The sequence below is a fragment of the Kineothrix alysoides genome (genome assembly GCF_000732725.1).
Lineage (GTDB): Bacteria > Bacillota > Clostridia > Lachnospirales > Lachnospiraceae > Kineothrix > Kineothrix alysoides.
In genome coordinates this window covers 189280-206452 of record NZ_JPNB01000001.1, presented here as the reverse complement: position 1 = coordinate 206452, position 17173 = coordinate 189280, and the positions used below count along the sequence as shown (strand labels likewise).

Genomic DNA, 17173 nt, shown 5'->3' with positions numbered 1-17173 from the left:
TTTCTTTGTACTGCCACTTCTTTCTTCGTACTGCGATTTCACACTTCACACTACGTCTTCATTCTTCACTTGAACATTCCACCCTTGTTCATACTGTATATATACAATATATACAGTATGAACCGATATGTCAATATCCTTTTTTATAACTAATGTCTTTAAGATAAAATAAAATAAATGCCAGTATTCTTATCCTATAGAAAAGCGCCCCAAATTAAAATACACCCCAAATGTTAGTCGTTTTGTCTAACATTTGAGGTGCTCTTACATTCTGCAGATGCTTACGTATATTATGTTGTCTTCCAAAAATAAGCACTATACGCAGGAAGCTCGCTTCCGCCGTTAACATCATGCTCCTCACCACTAATTAAATCAAAAGCCGTACGGCAGCCTGCGTCAAATTGTGCCCGGAAGCTTTCTCCGTCGGCGTTAATCGCCACAAGCACCCTTTCATTTTGCGACTTTCTCTCAAATATGCACTGCTTATTCGTAAGCAAAAGAGAACGGAAATCTCCGTAATTCAATGCTTCGGAATTTTTCTTCGCTTCAGAGAGTTTCCCGATATACTCCACCAGTTCACCGCCTGCAGGCGCTTCGAAGCAAGCCCGCAGCGCCGGGTCACCTTCGCTTTTCTGTGCCTTTGCCCCCCATTCACTTCCATAATATACGCAAGGAATACCGGGCATCCCAAAGCATAATGCGTAAATCAGCGGGAGGTGCTTTTCATTGGTAAGGATACTGGCGATTCGCGTCACATCGTGGTTATCCACAAAAGAAAGCAGATGTTTCCCCTTATAGAGCGTCCAGTTCTCCGGCCCGAACTGACGAAGCAGAGAATGATTGATTTCGAACATATTCATGCTGTTAAAGCTGGAATAAAGTCCCTTATAACATTCATAGTTGGTGGCCGAATGCAGCATGTCCTCATTTACCATCTGGTTATAATCTCCATGCAGCATCTCGCCCACAAGGAAAAAATCCTCCTTTTTACTTTCCGTAAAGCGCCTGAGCCTGCGTACGAAATCATGATCCAGACAATAAGCTACGTCCAGCCTCAGCCCGTCAATGTCAAACTCGTCGATCCAGAATTCCACACAATCCAGAAGATGTTTTACGACCTCCTCATTCCTTAGATTCAACTTCACCAAATCATAATTTCCTTCCCATCCTTCATACCAAAGTCCGTCGTTATAATTGGAGTTTCCTCCCAAGTCGATATGAAACCAATTCAGATACGGAGATGCCTCCCTGTTCTTTATGACATCTTGAAATTGATAGAATCCCCTTCCCACATGGTTGAATACACCATCCAGTATCACGCGTATTCCGCTTTCATGCAGACTTTTGCATACCCGTTTAAAGTCTTCATTGGTTCCCAGCCTGCAATCAACCTGTTTATAATCTCTCGTATTATATCCATGTGTATCCGATTCGAATACCGGCGAAAAATATACTGCATTTGTTCCCAGACGCTTCATATGGGGAATCCAATCGATTGCCTTCAATATCCCAGACCGGAGCACGCCGTCGTTTTCAAATGGTGCACCGCAAAAACCCAGCGGATAAATCTGATAAAACACACTCTCATAAGCCCACATTCTATGTCCTCCAATCCTTGTCGAATAATCTGTTTATTACTGCTATATTATAACATGAAAAGCCTTGCATATATATCCCGATTTTAACATAACCCCTCCATTACCCGCTGCATTGATTTACATAATATTTTATGGGTTCAATCAGCACTTTACCCACAATTGCGGCATGTCCAATTCGGTCAATATTTTCTCTTGCTTCACATAATCTTCTTGACTAAACTGGTATTTTTTCTGATTTTTCAAGTTCTTCTTGCAAAAATATAAATGTGGAGAACTTGTACGATTTCTAATGCTTTTTGAGACATTTTGAAAAGAAATCCCCAATTTCCACCGAGTTATCCACATGTGACGTTCGTGTCATAATCTGTGACTCATCTTCCATTTCTTCTAAATTCTGACGTCATTTGTCAAAAAAATATTTCATTTTTCATTTTTCGACATCGACATAAATCTTGAACAGCTCTTAAGTTATGTTAACTTTACCTTTTTCGACTTCGATGCTATACTACTAAAAAACAAATAAAGGGCTGACATTCGCACGCTCTTTTTATTAAAGCTTACACAGGAGGAAATATGTTAAAGATAGGTTCACATGTAGGGATGAAGGGCAAGGAAATGTTTCTCGGCTCCGCCAAAGAAGCTGCTTCTTACGAAGCAAACTCCTTTATGATATTTACAGGCGCTCCCCAGAATACGAAGCGCAAGGCAATAGAAGAACTGAACATAGACGCAGGTCTTTCGTATATGAAGGAACATGGCATCACAGATTCTATCATCCATGCTCCATATATTATTAATCTTGGCAACAGCATAAATACCGACACCTTCAAGCTGGCCCTGGATTTCCTTTCGATGGATATACGGCGTACTGCCGCATTGAAAAGCAAGGTTCTTGTGCTGCATCCCGGCGCTCATGTGGGCGCGGGCCAAGATGCAGGTATCCGCAAAATAGCGGAGGGCCTCAATGAGATATTAGATAAAGACACACCCTGTACCATCGCCCTGGAGACCATGGCAGGAAAGGGCTCTGAAATCGGTAGAAGCTTCGAAGAGCTTGCTGCCATCTTCGATAAAGTTATCCACAATGAAAAACTTGGGATTTGTCTGGATACCTGTCATATGCACGATGCAGGCTATGATATTGTCCATGGCTTTGACGAGTGTGTGGATCGCCTGGATCGATTGATCGGAAAAGATAGGGTCGCCGTCCTGCATATCAACGACAGCAAGAATCCATGCGGCGCCGGCAAAGACAGACATACCAACATCGGGCATGGATATATCGGCTTCGAAGCACTGTACTCCATCGTCCATCACTCTGCCTTTGCGGATATACCCAAAATATTGGAGACTCCTTATATTCCCTCGGAAAAAGACCCGTCTAAGCTGCTGCCTCCTTATAAGGAGGAAATCCAAATGCTGCGCAGCGGAGTGTTCACAGCCAGCCATCCCAAAAACGTTCCACCCTTTTTGCCACCCCGTCAACCGTAACCACTTCGAAATGTTCCCATTCACGCGGGAACATTTTTTGATAGGAATGATTCAGAAACCTGTCGTCCAAAAGCGCTACCAAGCCTACGTCCTCCGCCGTCCTTATTACCCTTCCCGCCGCCTGCAATACCTTGTTCATGCCAGGATAGCGGTAGGCATAATCGAAGCCGCCGCCTCCCTTTTCATCGAAATAGTTCTTCAGTATTTCCCTTTCGTTGCAGACCAAAGGCAGCCCCGTGCCTACAATAATAGCACCGATCAGGCTGTCTCTCTTCAAATCGATGCCTTCGCTGAATATCCCTCCCAGCACGCAAAAGCCCAGCAGACTTTTTTCCTCCTCTATCTCCACGTCCATACGAATCATCTGGGCCAAATCGCAGTCGTCGTTCCACGCAAAGCGGCTCAGGAAGTCCTCTCTCGCCCGTTCGTCCATACGGTCCTCCTGAAGAATACATTCCACACTGCCTTTATCCGCAAAATAGTGCTCAAATATCTCATACACCTTCTGCAAAAAAGCGTGTGAAGGAAAGAAGACCATATAATTTCCATGACGGTTCTTCACAATTTCATAAAGGTAGGAGGCAATATTGTAATATTCCATGTCCGTGCGCCTCGTATATCTGCTGGTCACATCGCTTCCAATGAAAAGCGCCTTTTTCTCCGGGTCAAACACCGACTTGGCATATACCTCATAATCTCCCCCATCGCCGCCTAAAAGCCCTTTATAATACTGAATCGGAAGAAGAGTTGCGGAAAATAAAATGGTGCTTCTCCCCTTTGCCATACATTCCCGTAGATTCACCGCCGGATTCACACAAAAAAGCTTTAAAATAAAGCTTCCGTCCTCTCTCATCTCCGAGTAAACGACATAATTCTCATCCACCCTCTCATAAATATCGAGAAAATGGGATACTGCAAAGTAAAAGTCTAGAATTTCTGCCCTTATTTCATTTTCATGTACCGCATGGCCGCCATCCTGCTCCTCCAAGTAAGTCTCCATCGCAGAGCTAAGTCGCTGTAACGCCATGACAAAGGGCGAGATATATTCTTCAATCCGATAACTCGTACACTCCCGTTTCAAAAGCAACAGCTCTTTGTTGCATTTCTCGAGATGATGCTCCATTTTGCCGTCAATCTCTTTTACACTCTTCTTTAATTTCAGAAAGTCTTCTTTGCAAAGCACTGCACTGTACATTTCCCTGCCGCGCTCCACCAGATTATGCGCCTCGTCGATAAGAAAAATGTAGTCACCCTTTACCCCATCCGCAAAAAAGCGTTTCAAATACACATGTGGATCAAACACATAATTATAGTCACAGATAATGGCATCGGAAAACAAACTCATATCCAAACAAAGCTCAAAAGGGCATACCTGATGAGCCTTTGCATACTCTTCAATCGCCTCTCTGGAAAAATTGTCCGAATGGGTCAACAAATCGTATATCGCTTTATTAATGCGGTCATAATGCCCTTTTGCATAAGGACAATATTCCGGATTGCATTCTGTTTCCTCCATAAAGCAGATTTTTTCCTTAGCTGTCAATATTACCGTCTTCATTTGAAGTCCTTTTTCCCTCAAAAGTTGGAAGGTGCCGTCGGCGACGGTTCTGGTAATGGTCTTCGCCGTCAAATAAAAGATTCTCTCACCTAATCCTTCACCCATAGCCTTAATCGCAGGAAAAACTGTAGAAATCGTCTTGCCGACTCCCGTAGGAGCCTCTATAAAAAGCTTTTTTCCGTGGTAAATGCTTTGATAGGCATAAGTTACCAGCTCCTTCTGCCCCTCTCGGTAGGGAAACGGAAAGGAAAGGTCTTTGATGGACTGCGTCCTGCTTCGCTTCCATTGAAACTCGAAGTCAGTCCATTTCTTATACTGCATCAAGATATCCTCAAACCACCGCTTTAATTCCACAAAGGTATAACTGGAATGAAAATATTTGATTTCCTCCGTATCCAGATTACAGTAGGTCATGCGGACACAAATTTCCTTCAGCTTGTTCTTATCGGCATAAATATATGCATAGCACTTGGCCTGCGCCAGATGGGCGGTAAAGGCCTCCTTTATCTTTTTAAGTTCCAGATAGGTCCCTTTGATTTCATCCACCGTTACCGGAGTCGCTTCCGTGCCGTCTATGATCCCGTCTGCCCTTCCCTCTACGACAACCGTATATTCCTCCATCTCATGCGGATGCCGCAGCACTACCTCCGCATGATAATCGGAACCCATTCTCCTTTGTATCATCCGGTGTACCCGGCTGCCTTCCTGCATCGCCTGATCCGGCGCCGTGGACCTCCTATTATCAATATTTCCCGACCGCAGCACGAATTCCACCAGGTTGCGGACGGATATATGTATTTCTGCCTTTTCCTTCTGTTCCATTTCCAAGACTCCCTGCCAACGAGTTATTCAGGATATTACAGAACAAAAGTGTGCTTCGCATACTCTAGCGGCCAAGTCCTTCGGCAGCACAGCTTTTGTTCTGCGCGCGTAGCTGCGCATCCATTTTTTATGTAACAGGTGCACTTTCCTGTTACATAAAAAACTCCCCATAAAGATAGTCTACTCTATCTCTTATAGGGAGTCAAACAACATTACCTTATTATTTGCCATTGTCCGTTTGTTACTGTTCACTCCGTTCTCAGCAACTCATGATTTCTGCAATGCAAAAATTTTGCATGCCAATTCGCTCCGCGAAGCAAAAATCATCTCTTGAATCATGTTCTTACGTAGCTTACCAGCAAGTGTTAAGCTACTGTGTGAACAGTAACGTCCATTTCCGGTTTCCCAGAGAAGATTAGAGCCCCGGAAATCAGGATGCGACGGCAAAATGTCTCATAAACGACTCAAAATCATCATCGTATCCTGAATAGGAAACTGTTAAAATCTGATTAAAGTCCAATCCCAATACTCCGACGATGGATTTTGCGTCAACTACGTATCTATTATAAGCAATATCAATATCAAAGTCACATTTCGATGCCGCTGCCACAAATTTTTTCACTTCGTCGGGTCTCAACCTTATTTTACGATGTATCATAAATATCACCCTTCCTTGAAAAATCCTTTCATGAAAATATCTTTCTCGCAGTTACTTGTGTATTATACCTTATCCACTATAAAAGTAAAGTGAAATTTCTATAAACTGGATTCATGGAAATATTAGCCGCTGAAATTTTTTTTCATATTGACCACTCCCAATCCGCAATATTCGTCAAAATATATAAAGTTGCACAATTTATCTTTTATCTCTTTACTTCACTAAACTGCATATTGATCATTATTTCCTAAATTCTACCATATATTCTTGGAATCTTAAGGGAAGCATGCTTTTTTGTAAATTCAGGTTTCTTCTCTCTTTTATTGCTATTTTATGGCAGAAATAAGTAAACAGTTCCTGATATTCCAGCTCTTCCTTCGAATAATTCTCCATCGCTTCCCGGCTGATTTCGGCATCCGTAACGAGATACCAATCCTTTGAAGCGGGATGAACAGCAAATATTCCCCTGTTCTCATCGTATATGACAAAATTTGTAAGAGGCAGCCTATCCGCGAAGTGAGGAGCTAAAAAGGTCACTATATTGTTCTTAGGCCCTATCCTGGAAAATAATATGCCGTTTTCCAGCTCCTGGAATCGGAGAAATCCCATCAAATGAAGAACCTCGTTGTTGGTCCCCCGGCTCAGTTCGAACACCTTATGCACGTAGGAATTCGCCAGATTGCCCATAACCTGCCTGCCATTTTTCATTTGCAGTCCGCACACCACAGTCTTGTATACAGCCTCTCCCTTCTGCTTGTCCTCCGAAGCCAGCGCACGGCATATATTCATATACGTCTCCTCGCCTAACTCCCGCTGAATAGTGCGGGATACCTTTACTGCCATTCCGGCATCGGGCTCTATAGGGATATATTCTGCAAATAAGCGCAGATTCTCCTCCTCCCCGATCTGTATATGCAGATGGCTGTGATCTGCCTTCAAGGAATAGGCTTTATAGATTCCCGTAAAAATGCCCTCTAATGAATCCTCACATATTAAATATTTCTCTTCCATACCGCACACACCTCCACTCCCCGTTACATCTGCCCCAGCACTGCTTTATGAGTATCGATAATATCCGGCTGCATAGTAAAACCTACATCATCAAATAAGGATAGCTGCTTATAGGTAATTCCATCCTTGTCAAAGGGTAGCTTTTCTTTGACCGTAAGAAGATTTCTCGTGATATAATCTTCTTCTATCTTCGTGTTATACATCATTCTTCCATTGCACGTAATGAAATAGAGCGCCCGCTTAAGCACCACTCCTATCTTTTTCAAATCAAGAAAGCTAAGAAAACCGTTACGCCTCGCCATTACGATTCTCTGCGCGCTCTTCACCCCTATTCCCGGTATCCTAAGCAACAATTGATAATCTGCCCTGTTTACTTCCACCGGAAATATTTCCAGATGACGCAGCGCCCAGTCGGCCTTCGGATCCAGCAGAATATTGAAATTGGGTCTTTCTTCGCTTAAAAGCTCTCCTGCTTTAAATCCATAAAAACGAAGCAGCCAGTCCGCCTGATAAAGCCTATGTTCCCGAAGGAGCGGAGGCCCTCCGGGAAGAGCGGGCAGTTCCTTATCCTCGTTCACATTCACGAAGGCAGAATAAAACACTCTTTTTAATTCAAATTTCTCATAGAGGCTTTCTGCCACAGTCATTAGCTGATAGTCATTTTCCGGTGTGGCACCTACGATAAGCTGGGTGGATTGTCCTGCCGGAACAAAACGGGGTGCATTTTTATATAGAACGATTTCGTTCTTACTGGATACAATTCCATTTTGAATCTGGCGCATAGGTGCTAAAATGTTTTTCCTATGCTTATTAGGCGCGAGGCGGCTAAGTCCCTCCGCCGTCGGCAGTTCCAGATTCACGCTCATCCTATCGGCTAACAGCCCCGTCTTTTGAATCAGAAACGGATCTGCGCCGGGAATCGCTTTCACATGAATATACCCCTGAAACCGGTGTTCCCTGCGCAGCTTATACAGGGTCTGATAAATTAATTCCATGGTAAAATCCGGATTATATAATATGCCAGAGCTTAAGAAAAGTCCTTCAATATAATTTCTTTTATAAAATCCCATGGTCAGCTCGCATACCTCATCCGGCGTAAATGAGGTTCTGACAACATCGTTGGACTTTCTGTTAATACAATATTTGCAGTCATAAATACATTCATTTGTAAAAAGTATCTTCAATAAAGAGATACATCTTCCGTCCGCGCTGAAGCTATGGCAGATGCCTCCCGCAACGGTATTCCCCATGCCGCTTCCGCTGCCCTTCCTATCCACACCGCTGGAGGTACATGCCACATCGTATTTGGCTGCATCTGTTAAGATTCCCAGCTTCTCCATTACACACATCTCTTCTGAAACCTTATAATTCATCAAATCTTGTCACCGTCCCTCGAACACCCGTTTGTATTATGATACCATATTCATTCGCGTTTATCAATAGTTTTATCGAACAACTGTTCACACAGAAACCTTAACTGCTAATGAGTGTTGTACCGAAGAAAGTGCTTTAGGTACTGGTAGGGAAGGTTGGGGATGCCCTATGTATTTTAGAATACATTTATACCCTCTGTATCGTATTATCTATTTGCTTATTCAGCTAAATTCATGGTAATATGGAGTGAATTTTTGAAATATAGTAAATATGGGAGAGAGCCTAAAAATGAAAATAAGAAAAAGGGGCAAACTATTTAGGGTCTTTATATTCCTCACCACACTTACTATCTCATTGTTTATTTTTAACATTTATGCAGCATTTAAATTTGATGAAAAATCTTTCCTTAGATCTGCCCACCTAACAAAATTACAAAGTGATGACCTTAAAGATTTAATAGGACTTTCTGATTTTTCTTCCCTTACTATAAAAGGATACAATCATAAAATAGTAGATGGCAATGTAAGCAGAGAATTTACTTTTGATTTAATAATTCCTGCTGATGATTTTAAAAACTTTTTAGAATTCATAAATAATAATTCAAATCCTCAAAACGATTCTTCTATTTACATTAAGGAAGATAGTTTGATTCTACACAGTTCCTTATATAAACTACAAATTGAATATAGTACTTCAAATGGAAGCTATATCCTTGGATATATTCTAAATACCGACTATATCCGATATTCAAAAAACACATGGGTTATCGTACTTCAATTTATATTGCTGCTATTTTCAAATAGTCTTATTATATTACCATATAAGAGAATTATTGCTTTTCTTCATAATAATAAAAAAATGTCCCCCAAAAATTGAAGGACACTTTTGCTAAGTTGTTACATTTACTTCCATTTCTTTATAATACCGTTTACGGACGCTCAAGCTGTGAAAGCGAATCAAAGTCTGGAACATCTGTTACAGAGTCTGCGCTTGGAGCTGCTTGCTATCGCTTTAAACTGAGGCGGGCATTAAATGTAGTTTCTACCAGTGGTTCTGCTTATACGAGCCCAAATGCAGGAGACTATGTATATACTCGTGGTGCTACAGCCGGTGAAAGCAATCCGGCCAATATGTAGCTTGCATCAAACTTCTCTTTGCAGAAAAACTAAATACAAAAAAATTAGGGAACGAATGAATAATTCGTTCCCTAAAAGCTACCATATATCTGGTTCTATTCTACTTTCATTTATATAAAATATTCTCCCATATTCATATCCAATCTCAAACCAAACATCATCTTTCTGATAAATAACATTTGAATATATATTATTATCAGCGTTAACCACCTCTTCTATAGGTTCTCCCAAATACCTCTCAGCTTCTTCTTTCCTCATCCCAATGAGTATTTTTCCATCTCTTGATCCATAAGCTGTTGAACTAAATCGGTAAAGCTCCTTACTTTGATTAAAATAAAAAGTAAAATAATTATCTAAGGTAACAAAATAATATACCTGTTCTCCTTCCGATTCCCCATCTATTACTTTAAATCTCATGCCTATGGTATCCAAATATTCTCCAAGTTCTTCCGGGAACCAGCCATACTGACATCCTTTTAATTTCAGATGTATGTCCCTATCCTTTTGGGCAATGCTGATTGGTTGGAATACCTCTGAATAGCTCACTTTTACAGGTTCAAAGTCTTCCCCATTCACCGCGTCTCCTGTCCTTAAAATATCACCATATAAAGTATAGGTCCTTTCTACGCTTCCTTTTCCTTTTACCTCGTATCCGCATGCAACCAACTCTCCGCCTTCTTTCTCGGCAAAAGTAACATATGGATATATGCATTTTTCAGGATTATCCCCATATTGATGTATACTTGGCGTCTGGGTAGAATTAAACTCCATAGAATCAAACCAAACCATTTTTACTTCATTCATTACCTTAGTAGGTTCATTTATGAAATCTTCCTCACCGCTATTTATGCCGCAAGAACCAAAGGTATTATTTCCCCACAACCATAAACTTCCATCCTTTTTAATTGCTCCCGCACAAAAAGAACTACACGTTACATACTGTGCACCTTCCAACATTTTTACCGGCTGGGAATAACTAATACTCTTCTCTTCTTTTCCACTCTTGGAAGAAGTTGTACGAAATTCTCCCCACCACCATACACTGCCATCTTTTTTCAAAGCAACAATATTTCTGTTTCCGCATCTTGCATAAACAATATCCTCCATTAATAAAACAGGCTTCTCTGTCACCACACTTCCCGGATTTAAGAAGTAATCTCGCCCTTCTATATTATCCATGCCCATTAATCCATTTAGATTATCACCCATTCCATAAAGATGACCTTCTTCTGTAAGAAAAATTGTGAAATAAAATCCTCCCCGATCTACATGAATGACATTTTCCGCAATTTTATGAGGCTCTCTTTCAAATATATCTTCTTCGCCTTTCTTCCAATACCCCAGCTGACCATATTCATTTTTACCCTCTCCCCAAAGAGTCTTATTTTCATCTATAAAATAATAATTTCCCGTCTCTGCCTTACTGTCAATATAATAGTTTTCAATTTGAAATACTTTGTTTATCTGTAAATCTTCCATATCCTCCACTAAAAATTGGTTAGTGCTTGTTACATTTAATACTTTTACAGAATTATTATCCCCGTTGCCGCTCTCCGTCTCAATCCTTCCATTTTCCGCGACAGTTCTTCCCTTCTCTGACAGCTGAAGCACCGCCGCAATCGCTGTAATTAATAACAAAACAAATATGGATGATAATATAATAACTCTAGCTTTTATAGACATAATTTTCCCCTTAACCTTTTTAAATACAGTTTATAATTATTAAAATAACAGACTCACTTTATGGGTACAGATATAATGCCATTATACCCACCATGTTTTCTAAATAATTAAATATAATATAGCATATTGGTTCAATTCCAACAATATTTTAAAATTTACTTCCTACCTCTGTCATAATCAGTTAAAATGTTTACTTATTTGTATAGGCTATGATGAGCTATACCATAGCCCACCTAATCTGCGCAGTAATTTCTTTATGTTTACCTTAAAATTTCAAAAAGCAAGCTACTTGAGATATTTAATTCTCTTGCAATGGCTGGGTAACAAGAATTCTCTTTATTTGCAGGGTCTTTTAGATATAGATAAACAGCAACTGCTTTGTGGGGTAATCCAGAACTATATTATAGATATTTCGTTTGTGAATCCACCTCCTCTTCCATTAAAAACATATTTCTCCTTCGTTTTATTGTTTCTGTTTCATTGACATTCCCATTTAACTTTAGTATAATCTTGTCAGAAAAAGCTAATGCTTTGTCACCGGATAAAGCATATAAGGCATTCAGGGGCAAACCGTAGGTATGGTGCATTTCCCGCATCAGAAGGTTTGTTTTTGAATGTTTTTTGTTTTTGTAACGCATAAATCAACTATATTATGAAGGAACATATCTCATCATGATCACAAAAAGTTATAACTATTTACCACAAGAAGCCTCCTTTCTGAGGGAATCCATATTCGTAAAGGAGCAAGGATTTATCGATGAATTCGACGACCTCGACGACATTTCCACCCACCTCGTCCTATTTGAGGGGGAAGCGCCAATAGCAACCTGCCGCTACTATTTTGACAGGGAGAAATCGGCATATGCCATGGGCCGTATTGCCGTTGACAAAGCATACAGAGGAAAAAATATCGGTGCGCATATTCTGGAGGAGGCCGAAGAACAAATACGCTTAGCCGGAGGCCGGAAAATATATCTGTCGGCTCAGGTAAGGGCGGCGGGCTTCTACGAAAAACAGGGCTACGTAACGTCAGGAGAACCCTATTATGACGAATACTGCCTTCATGTCCTGATGTATAAGCAATTGGAGGGCGGCGATGAATAATTTGAATTATCTATATATTATGCCTATTTTACTGGTCATCCTTTCCAATGTCTTCTATCATACGTTCAGCAAAAATACGCCCTCCGACGTAAATCCGTTCCTTGCCCTTATCGCTACTTATGGAGTGGCCCTTGTTTCCAGTATTCTTTTGTTCTTTCTGACGAAAAAAGAAAGCCTGATTATGGAAATGAGCAAGATGAATTTATCCAATTTCTTGCTGGGACTCGCCGTATTAGGTGTAGAGGGCGGCTATCTTCTGATGTATCGAAACGGCTGGGAAATCAGCAAGGGGTCGCTGATTGCAAATATGTGTGTATCAGTTATTATGCTGTTTGTCGGCTGGCTTCTTTATAAAGAGGGCCTTTCCATGAAAAAATTGGCGGGAATCGCCATTTGCATTGTCGGCATGTTCATAATTAATACAAAATAAGAAAGAGGTGTCATATGTTTAGAGAAATGAGACGAGAAAAACAAAATCTACCGGAAGAAGAATGTATCAATGTCCTGCAGCGGGGAACCTCCGGCGTTCTCGCTGTATCCGGAGACGACGGGTATCCTTATGCGGTTCCGCTCAGTTATGTGTACGATGATTCCAGAATCTTTTTCCACTGTGCTAAAACGGGGCACAAGATAGATTCCATTGTAAGAAATGAAAAGGTCTCCTTCTGTGTTATCGATAAAGACAGTGTGGTACCGGAGAAATATACCACTTACTTTCGCAGCGTCATCGCTTTCGGAAAAGCCAGAATCCTGGAGGACGAAGCGCAGAAAAGAAGCGCTATCGAGAAATTGACAAAAAGGTATTCTCCCGAGCAGGCACAAGGGCACCTTCAGGAAATTGACAAATCACTCCCGCAGCTTTGCATGATAGAACTGGATATCGAGCATATGTCCGGCAAAGAAGCAATCGAATTGGTTCGGAGAAGAACGTGATTTAAGAGATGATTTCTGCTTTACAGGGCGAATTTACATGCAAAATTTTTGCATTGCAGAAATCATGCGTTGCTGAGAACGGAGTGAACAGTAACATTTAATATACAAAATATTGCTTCACAGTATTTAACGCTTGCATTATCATCCAAAACGCGGTTAAATATTAGTTGTGTATAATTATGTAAGATGATTAATAATAAAGAAAAAAGTGAGGATGATTACTTATGAGCAAGCCGGTTATTCCTAAAGACTACCAGTCGGCACTTAATTTGCACGATACCCAGATCGGTATTAAAACCGTCAAGGATTTCTTTCAGAATCTTCTTGCCGAGCGTTTGAACCTGCTGCGCGTATCTGCACCCTTATTTGTTACCCCCGAATCAGGTCTGAACGACAACTTAAACGGCGTAGAACGCCCCGTTACCTTCGGCATTAAGGAGCAGGGTGATGCGGAAGCCGAAATCGTTCACTCCCTCGCCAAGTGGAAACGTTCGGCGCTTCAAAAATACGGTTTTTCTCACGGAGAAGGCCTTTATACCGACATGAGCGCTATCCGTCGGGATGAAGAGACCGATAATATTCATTCCATTTATGTGGATCAATGGGACTGGGAAAAAATTATTTCCAAAGAAGAACGAAATATCGAAACCTTGCAAGAGGTAGTCCGTACCGTATACAAAGTACTGCGCAAGACGGAAAAGTATCTGGCAATCAGATACGATTATATAGAAGAGATACTGCCCCACGATATCTTCTTTATCACAACGCAGGAACTGGAGAACATGTTCCCCGATAACACACCGAAGGAGAGAGAATATTATATCTCTAAAGCCAAAGGAGCCGTATGCATTATGCAGATCGGGGATTTGCTGGAATCCGGCGAAAGGCACGACGGGCGTGCTCCTGACTACGACGATTGGACTTTAAACGCAGATATTGTTGTTTATTATCCGGTTCTCGATATCGCACTGGAACTATCTTCCATGGGAATTCGCGTGGATAAAGAGGCTCTGCTTTCTCAGCTGGAAAAGGCAGGATGTCCGGAACGCGTGAAACTTCCTTTCCAAAAAGCAGTCGTTGAGGAAGAACTTCCCTATACGATTGGCGGCGGCATCGGACAATCGCGTATCTGTATGTTCTTTTTGCGCAAGGCACATATTGGAGAGGTTCAGTGCTCGCTTTGGCCTGACGAGACGATGGCTGCTGCCAGGGAGAATGGACTGCAGTTGCTTTAAGAAATTGCAAAGCTATCGGAATCTTCAAAATCAGTTTGAGATTTTTTATTTTAATAATAATGATAAGCGGTATAACATCTCACTGTTATACCGCTTTTTCCATGCACGCACTAACCGCAGCGCCGTCCCATACTCCGATATGGTTATAGATTGCACTATGACAGCGCCAGTTCATTATTTTAACCAATAAATTCAAACAAATCTTCAACTGTTGTGTCGAATACTTTTGCTATATCCATTGCTAATTTTAAAGAAGGATTATATCTGCCGTTTTCCAAATGGACTATTGTTTCTCTTCTTACCCCAACCAATTTGGCAAGTTCATTTTGACTCATTGATTTCTTTTCCCGGTATTCTTTTATTTTTGTATTTAACATAGCCACCTTTTACATACCCTTCTTATCATAATATATAAATAATAATAATCTGACTACAGTTGCAATAAGAAGTATAAGCATTAAATATATCCCGATCGTAACCTTTGAAATAAAAAAGCTATTATACGGTGTTATAAGAAAAACACACAAAGTGCCAATCGCAAATATAAAGAAATACACCACTATTCCATTTATTTTAGATAATATGGAAATTATCAGCTCATCCTTTATTCCACCTAATCTTTTTCCTTGTAAAAAGATTAGGAACCATATCACGCTCCAAATCAAAGTCAGTAAAAGCGGAATATTGAAATCTGAATTCTGTAGTAATGCGCTAAGAAATAAGTACAGCACTGTTATTACTTCCATAACAAGCCTTAGTTTAGTATTCATTTTCACTTTCATAATGCACTCTCCTATAGTGATATATTTATAACTTATATGTTATAAATATATCACTATAAAAAAATTTATGCAATAAAAAAGTATAGATTATCCTGACGATAGTATTTGCATACAATTTTTTCCAATGAAACGCTATAAAACCTGTACTCAATATGTAATCATATACCCGAATCTAAAACTCAAGTTTAAAAATAATTTATAGTATCTTTGTTGACAGATAATATACAAGTGATATAATTGAATCAAATTCAATTATTGAATACTATTCAATTTCAGAATACCATCAATTATCAAATAACATTTTAATTCGAAAGAGGGGATGATATATGTACAAAGCCGAAAGAACAAAAAACGATATGGTAAATGCTGTGATAGAGTTAATCGAAGAAACCGGCTCATCTAATATCAGTATTAGCCAAATAGCCAAAAAAGCAAATGTAGCAGTCGGGTTAATCAATTATCATTACAAAAGTAAACAGGACTTATTAGTTGATGCGGTAAAGCAATATATAGAGAATAGTATTAGAGAAGAAAATAAAAGCTTCCTAAAGAAAAACGTCGAGTCCAAAGAAATGATTGTACTGTCTTTTCAATCATATGCAGACTTTTTAGCCGGGCATGGAGAAATAAGTAAATTGTATATAAAATTTTGTTTGGAAGGGTGTATAAAAGCGGATTCCTTAAAACAGGCTATTGAATATTATTCTCCCATTTTAAAATCAATAAACAGCAATTTAAATGACGACGAAATAATGATTATTTTAAATATGATTTCCAGCACCATACAACTATCATTTCTTGAAGCTGATATTATCAAAGAAAATACTTCTTTTAATTTCTTTGAAAAAAAACAGCGCAACAAAATGATTGCAGATATGATTAACCTTATTCAAATCTAAATTTAAAAAGGATAAAAAGTATGAAAAATATTATATTTTATTTCAGTGGTACAGGAAATACATATTGGGCCGCCAAAACACTGGCAGACAGGATCGGAGATTGCCAGCTTATTAATATTGCCCAATATGATAACTCAAGAGCACTCAGCGCCGACCGTGTTGGAATCTTTTTCCCGGTTTACTATTGGGGATTGCCAAATATCATCAAAAAATTTCTAAACAGCGTATTAATTAATACTTCCTATTTATATGAAGTCCATACAATGGGGGGATATGACGGGATTGCAACTATTCAGCTTGAAAAAATATTAGATACACGAAATATGAAACTTTCTGCCTCTTATCGTATAAAGATGCCTAATAATATAGCACTCATAAACAAAAGTAATTTATTAACAGATGTTAATCGGCTTCCTGACGAAAAAAATATCAGTAAATTATTTAATAAAGCGACAGATAAATTGAACAAATATTCCTCTATGATCATAGATAAACAGGCACATCGGAATTTTGAACCTTTTTTTGTAAGACCATGGCATAGTTTTGGATATAAATTAAATGAAAAAGAAACAAGCGTCCTTTGGCAAAGAGGCAATATTTTTTCTTCCAACTTGGACAGTTCCTGCACCGGTTGTGGATTATGCAGCAAGGTGTGTCCTGTGGAAAATATCCGCATGGTCTCTCAAAAACCGGTTTGGGGACAAAAATGTGAATTTTGTATGTCCTGCCTTCATGCATGCCCTGTTAAAGCAATTAATTATGGGTATAGTAAGGGTAAAAAAAGATATAAAATTCCGCAGAACTTAGACTGGTACATAAAGAAGCGTTGATTGATTTAGATATAATAAAAGCAAGCACATTAAGACAATTCTCAAAATTCCCCTTTGAC

16 protein-coding genes are annotated in these 17173 nt (G+C 39.9%); 8 read left to right on the top strand and 8 right to left on the bottom strand.

The genetic code is table 11. The annotated features are described in order from the left end of the window. Positions 1-290 precede the first annotated feature (290 nt). Positions 291-1598 (bottom strand): alpha-amylase family glycosyl hydrolase, encoded by a 1308-nt coding sequence (locus CC90_RS0100890; RefSeq protein ID WP_031388959.1) that lies wholly within the window; start codon positions 1596-1598, stop codon positions 291-293. A 573-nt stretch (positions 1599-2171) separates the two neighbouring features. Here CC90_RS0100890 and CC90_RS0100885 point away from each other — a divergent pair. Beyond that, positions 2172-3089: a deoxyribonuclease IV gene (locus CC90_RS0100885; protein ID WP_035315078.1), complete on the top strand. Its 918-nt coding sequence runs from the start codon at positions 2172-2174 to the stop codon at positions 3087-3089. Here the strand turns inward: CC90_RS0100885 and CC90_RS0100880 are convergent. The 4 genes from CC90_RS0100880 to CC90_RS0100865 all read right to left on the bottom strand — a co-directional run bounded on the left by CC90_RS0100880 (position 3034) and on the right by CC90_RS0100865 (position 8511). Then, the gene (locus CC90_RS0100880; RefSeq protein WP_031388957.1) at positions 3034-5469 is read right to left on the bottom strand and encodes an ATP-dependent DNA helicase; all 2436 of its coding nucleotides are present in this window, start codon (positions 5467-5469) and stop codon (positions 3034-3036) included. The two genes, CC90_RS0100885 and CC90_RS0100880, sit on opposite strands and share 56 nt — an antisense overlap. A gap of 430 nt (positions 5470-5899) precedes the next feature. After that, a complete protein-coding gene (locus tag CC90_RS0100875) occupies positions 5900-6127 on the bottom strand; it encodes an HPr family phosphocarrier protein (protein WP_031388956.1) in 228 nt (75 codons plus the stop codon). A gap of 240 nt (positions 6128-6367) precedes the next feature. After that, positions 6368-7138: a TIGR03915 family putative DNA repair protein gene (locus CC90_RS0100870; protein ID WP_031388955.1), complete on the bottom strand. Its 771-nt coding sequence runs from the start codon at positions 7136-7138 to the stop codon at positions 6368-6370. Between the two features lie 23 nt (positions 7139-7161). Beyond that, positions 7162-8511 (bottom strand): putative DNA modification/repair radical SAM protein, encoded by a 1350-nt coding sequence (locus CC90_RS0100865; protein WP_031388954.1) that lies wholly within the window; start codon positions 8509-8511, stop codon positions 7162-7164. A 289-nt stretch (positions 8512-8800) separates the two neighbouring features. On the opposite strand from CC90_RS0100865, the gene CC90_RS0100860 reads away from it, so the two are divergent. Next, positions 8801-9388 carry a hypothetical protein gene (locus tag CC90_RS0100860; protein WP_031388953.1) on the top strand — a complete coding sequence of 196 codons (588 nt, stop codon included), beginning with the start codon at positions 8801-8803 and terminating at the stop codon, positions 9386-9388. A 338-nt stretch (positions 9389-9726) separates the two neighbouring features. Here the strand turns inward: CC90_RS0100860 and CC90_RS22830 are convergent, their stop codons facing one another. Further along, on the bottom strand, positions 9727-11127 hold the full coding sequence (locus tag CC90_RS22830) for an RCC1 domain-containing protein (protein WP_132038489.1): 1401 nt from the start codon (positions 11125-11127) through the stop codon (positions 9727-9729). An 876-nt stretch (positions 11128-12003) separates the two neighbouring features. Here CC90_RS22830 and CC90_RS0100845 point away from each other — a divergent pair. The 4 genes from CC90_RS0100845 (at position 12004) to asnA (ending at position 14603) form a co-directional block, all read left to right on the top strand. Further along, positions 12004-12435 carry a GNAT family N-acetyltransferase gene (locus tag CC90_RS0100845; RefSeq protein ID WP_031388950.1) on the top strand — a complete coding sequence of 144 codons (432 nt, stop codon included), beginning with the start codon at positions 12004-12006 and terminating at the stop codon, positions 12433-12435. Then, positions 12428-12865 carry an EamA family transporter gene (locus tag CC90_RS0100840; protein ID WP_242843219.1) on the top strand — a complete coding sequence of 146 codons (438 nt, stop codon included), beginning with the start codon at positions 12428-12430 and terminating at the stop codon, positions 12863-12865. The genes CC90_RS0100845 and CC90_RS0100840 overlap by 8 nt, the downstream gene beginning before the upstream one ends. A 14-nt stretch (positions 12866-12879) precedes the next feature. After that, a complete protein-coding gene (locus CC90_RS0100835; RefSeq protein WP_031388948.1) occupies positions 12880-13368 on the top strand; it encodes a pyridoxamine 5'-phosphate oxidase family protein in 489 nt (162 codons plus the stop codon). 224 nt (positions 13369-13592) lie between these two features. Next, a complete protein-coding gene (gene asnA / locus CC90_RS0100830) occupies positions 13593-14603 on the top strand; it encodes an aspartate--ammonia ligase (protein ID WP_031388947.1) in 1011 nt (336 codons plus the stop codon). A gap of 179 nt (positions 14604-14782) precedes the next feature. On the opposite strand, the gene CC90_RS0100825 is transcribed toward asnA, so the two are convergent. Then, entirely contained in the window at positions 14783-14980 is a 198-nt protein-coding gene (locus tag CC90_RS0100825; protein WP_031388946.1) for a helix-turn-helix transcriptional regulator, read from the bottom strand. 9 nt (positions 14981-14989) lie between these two features. Next, entirely contained in the window at positions 14990-15385 is a 396-nt protein-coding gene (locus tag CC90_RS0100820; RefSeq protein ID WP_031388945.1) for a hypothetical protein, read from the bottom strand. Positions 15386-15711: 326 nt separating this feature from the next. Here CC90_RS0100820 and CC90_RS0100815 point away from each other — a divergent pair, with 326 nt between their 5' ends. Both CC90_RS0100815 and CC90_RS0100810 read left to right on the top strand, forming a co-directional pair. Beyond that, entirely contained in the window at positions 15712-16284 is a 573-nt protein-coding gene (locus CC90_RS0100815; protein ID WP_031388944.1) for a TetR/AcrR family transcriptional regulator, read from the top strand. Between the two features lie 20 nt (positions 16285-16304). Continuing rightward, positions 16305-17114, top strand: coding sequence for an EFR1 family ferrodoxin (locus tag CC90_RS0100810; protein WP_031388943.1), 810 nt, complete (start codon positions 16305-16307; stop codon positions 17112-17114). Positions 17115-17173: the final 59 nt, after the last annotated feature.

What these genes read in the sequence shown, in the direction of transcription:
- CC90_RS0100870 (WP_031388955.1), bottom strand. Translation starts at nt 7,138, where the DNA reads ATGGAAGAGAAATATTTAATATGTGAGGATTCATTAGAGGGCATTTTT.
- CC90_RS0100890 (WP_031388959.1), bottom strand. Translation starts at nt 1,598, where the DNA reads ATGTGGGCTTATGAGAGTGTGTTTTATCAGATTTATCCGCTGGGTTTT.
- CC90_RS22830 (WP_132038489.1), bottom strand. Translation starts at nt 11,127, where the DNA reads ATGGAAGATTTACAGATAAACAAAGTATTTCAAATTGAAAACTATTAT.
- CC90_RS0100880 (WP_031388957.1), bottom strand. Translation starts at nt 5,469, where the DNA reads ATGGAACAGAAGGAAAAGGCAGAAATACATATATCCGTCCGCAACCTG.
- CC90_RS0100845 (WP_031388950.1), top strand. Translation starts at nt 12,004, where the DNA reads ATGATCACAAAAAGTTATAACTATTTACCACAAGAAGCCTCCTTTCTG.
- CC90_RS0100865 (WP_031388954.1), bottom strand. Translation starts at nt 8,511, where the DNA reads ATGAATTATAAGGTTTCAGAAGAGATGTGTGTAATGGAGAAGCTGGGA.
- CC90_RS0100860 (WP_031388953.1), top strand. Translation starts at nt 8,801, where the DNA reads ATGAAAATAAGAAAAAGGGGCAAACTATTTAGGGTCTTTATATTCCTC.
- CC90_RS0100825 (WP_031388946.1), bottom strand. Translation starts at nt 14,980, where the DNA reads ATGTTAAATACAAAAATAAAAGAATACCGGGAAAAGAAATCAATGAGT.
- CC90_RS0100875 (WP_031388956.1), bottom strand. Translation starts at nt 6,127, where the DNA reads ATGATACATCGTAAAATAAGGTTGAGACCCGACGAAGTGAAAAAATTT.
- CC90_RS0100820 (WP_031388945.1), bottom strand. Translation starts at nt 15,385, where the DNA reads ATGAAAGTGAAAATGAATACTAAACTAAGGCTTGTTATGGAAGTAATA.
- CC90_RS0100835 (WP_031388948.1), top strand. Translation starts at nt 12,880, where the DNA reads ATGTTTAGAGAAATGAGACGAGAAAAACAAAATCTACCGGAAGAAGAA.
- CC90_RS0100815 (WP_031388944.1), top strand. Translation starts at nt 15,712, where the DNA reads ATGTACAAAGCCGAAAGAACAAAAAACGATATGGTAAATGCTGTGATA.
- CC90_RS0100840 (WP_242843219.1), top strand. Translation starts at nt 12,428, where the DNA reads ATGAATAATTTGAATTATCTATATATTATGCCTATTTTACTGGTCATC.
- asnA (WP_031388947.1), top strand. Translation starts at nt 13,593, where the DNA reads ATGAGCAAGCCGGTTATTCCTAAAGACTACCAGTCGGCACTTAATTTG.
- CC90_RS0100885 (WP_035315078.1), top strand. Translation starts at nt 2,172, where the DNA reads ATGTTAAAGATAGGTTCACATGTAGGGATGAAGGGCAAGGAAATGTTT.
- CC90_RS0100810 (WP_031388943.1), top strand. Translation starts at nt 16,305, where the DNA reads ATGAAAAATATTATATTTTATTTCAGTGGTACAGGAAATACATATTGG.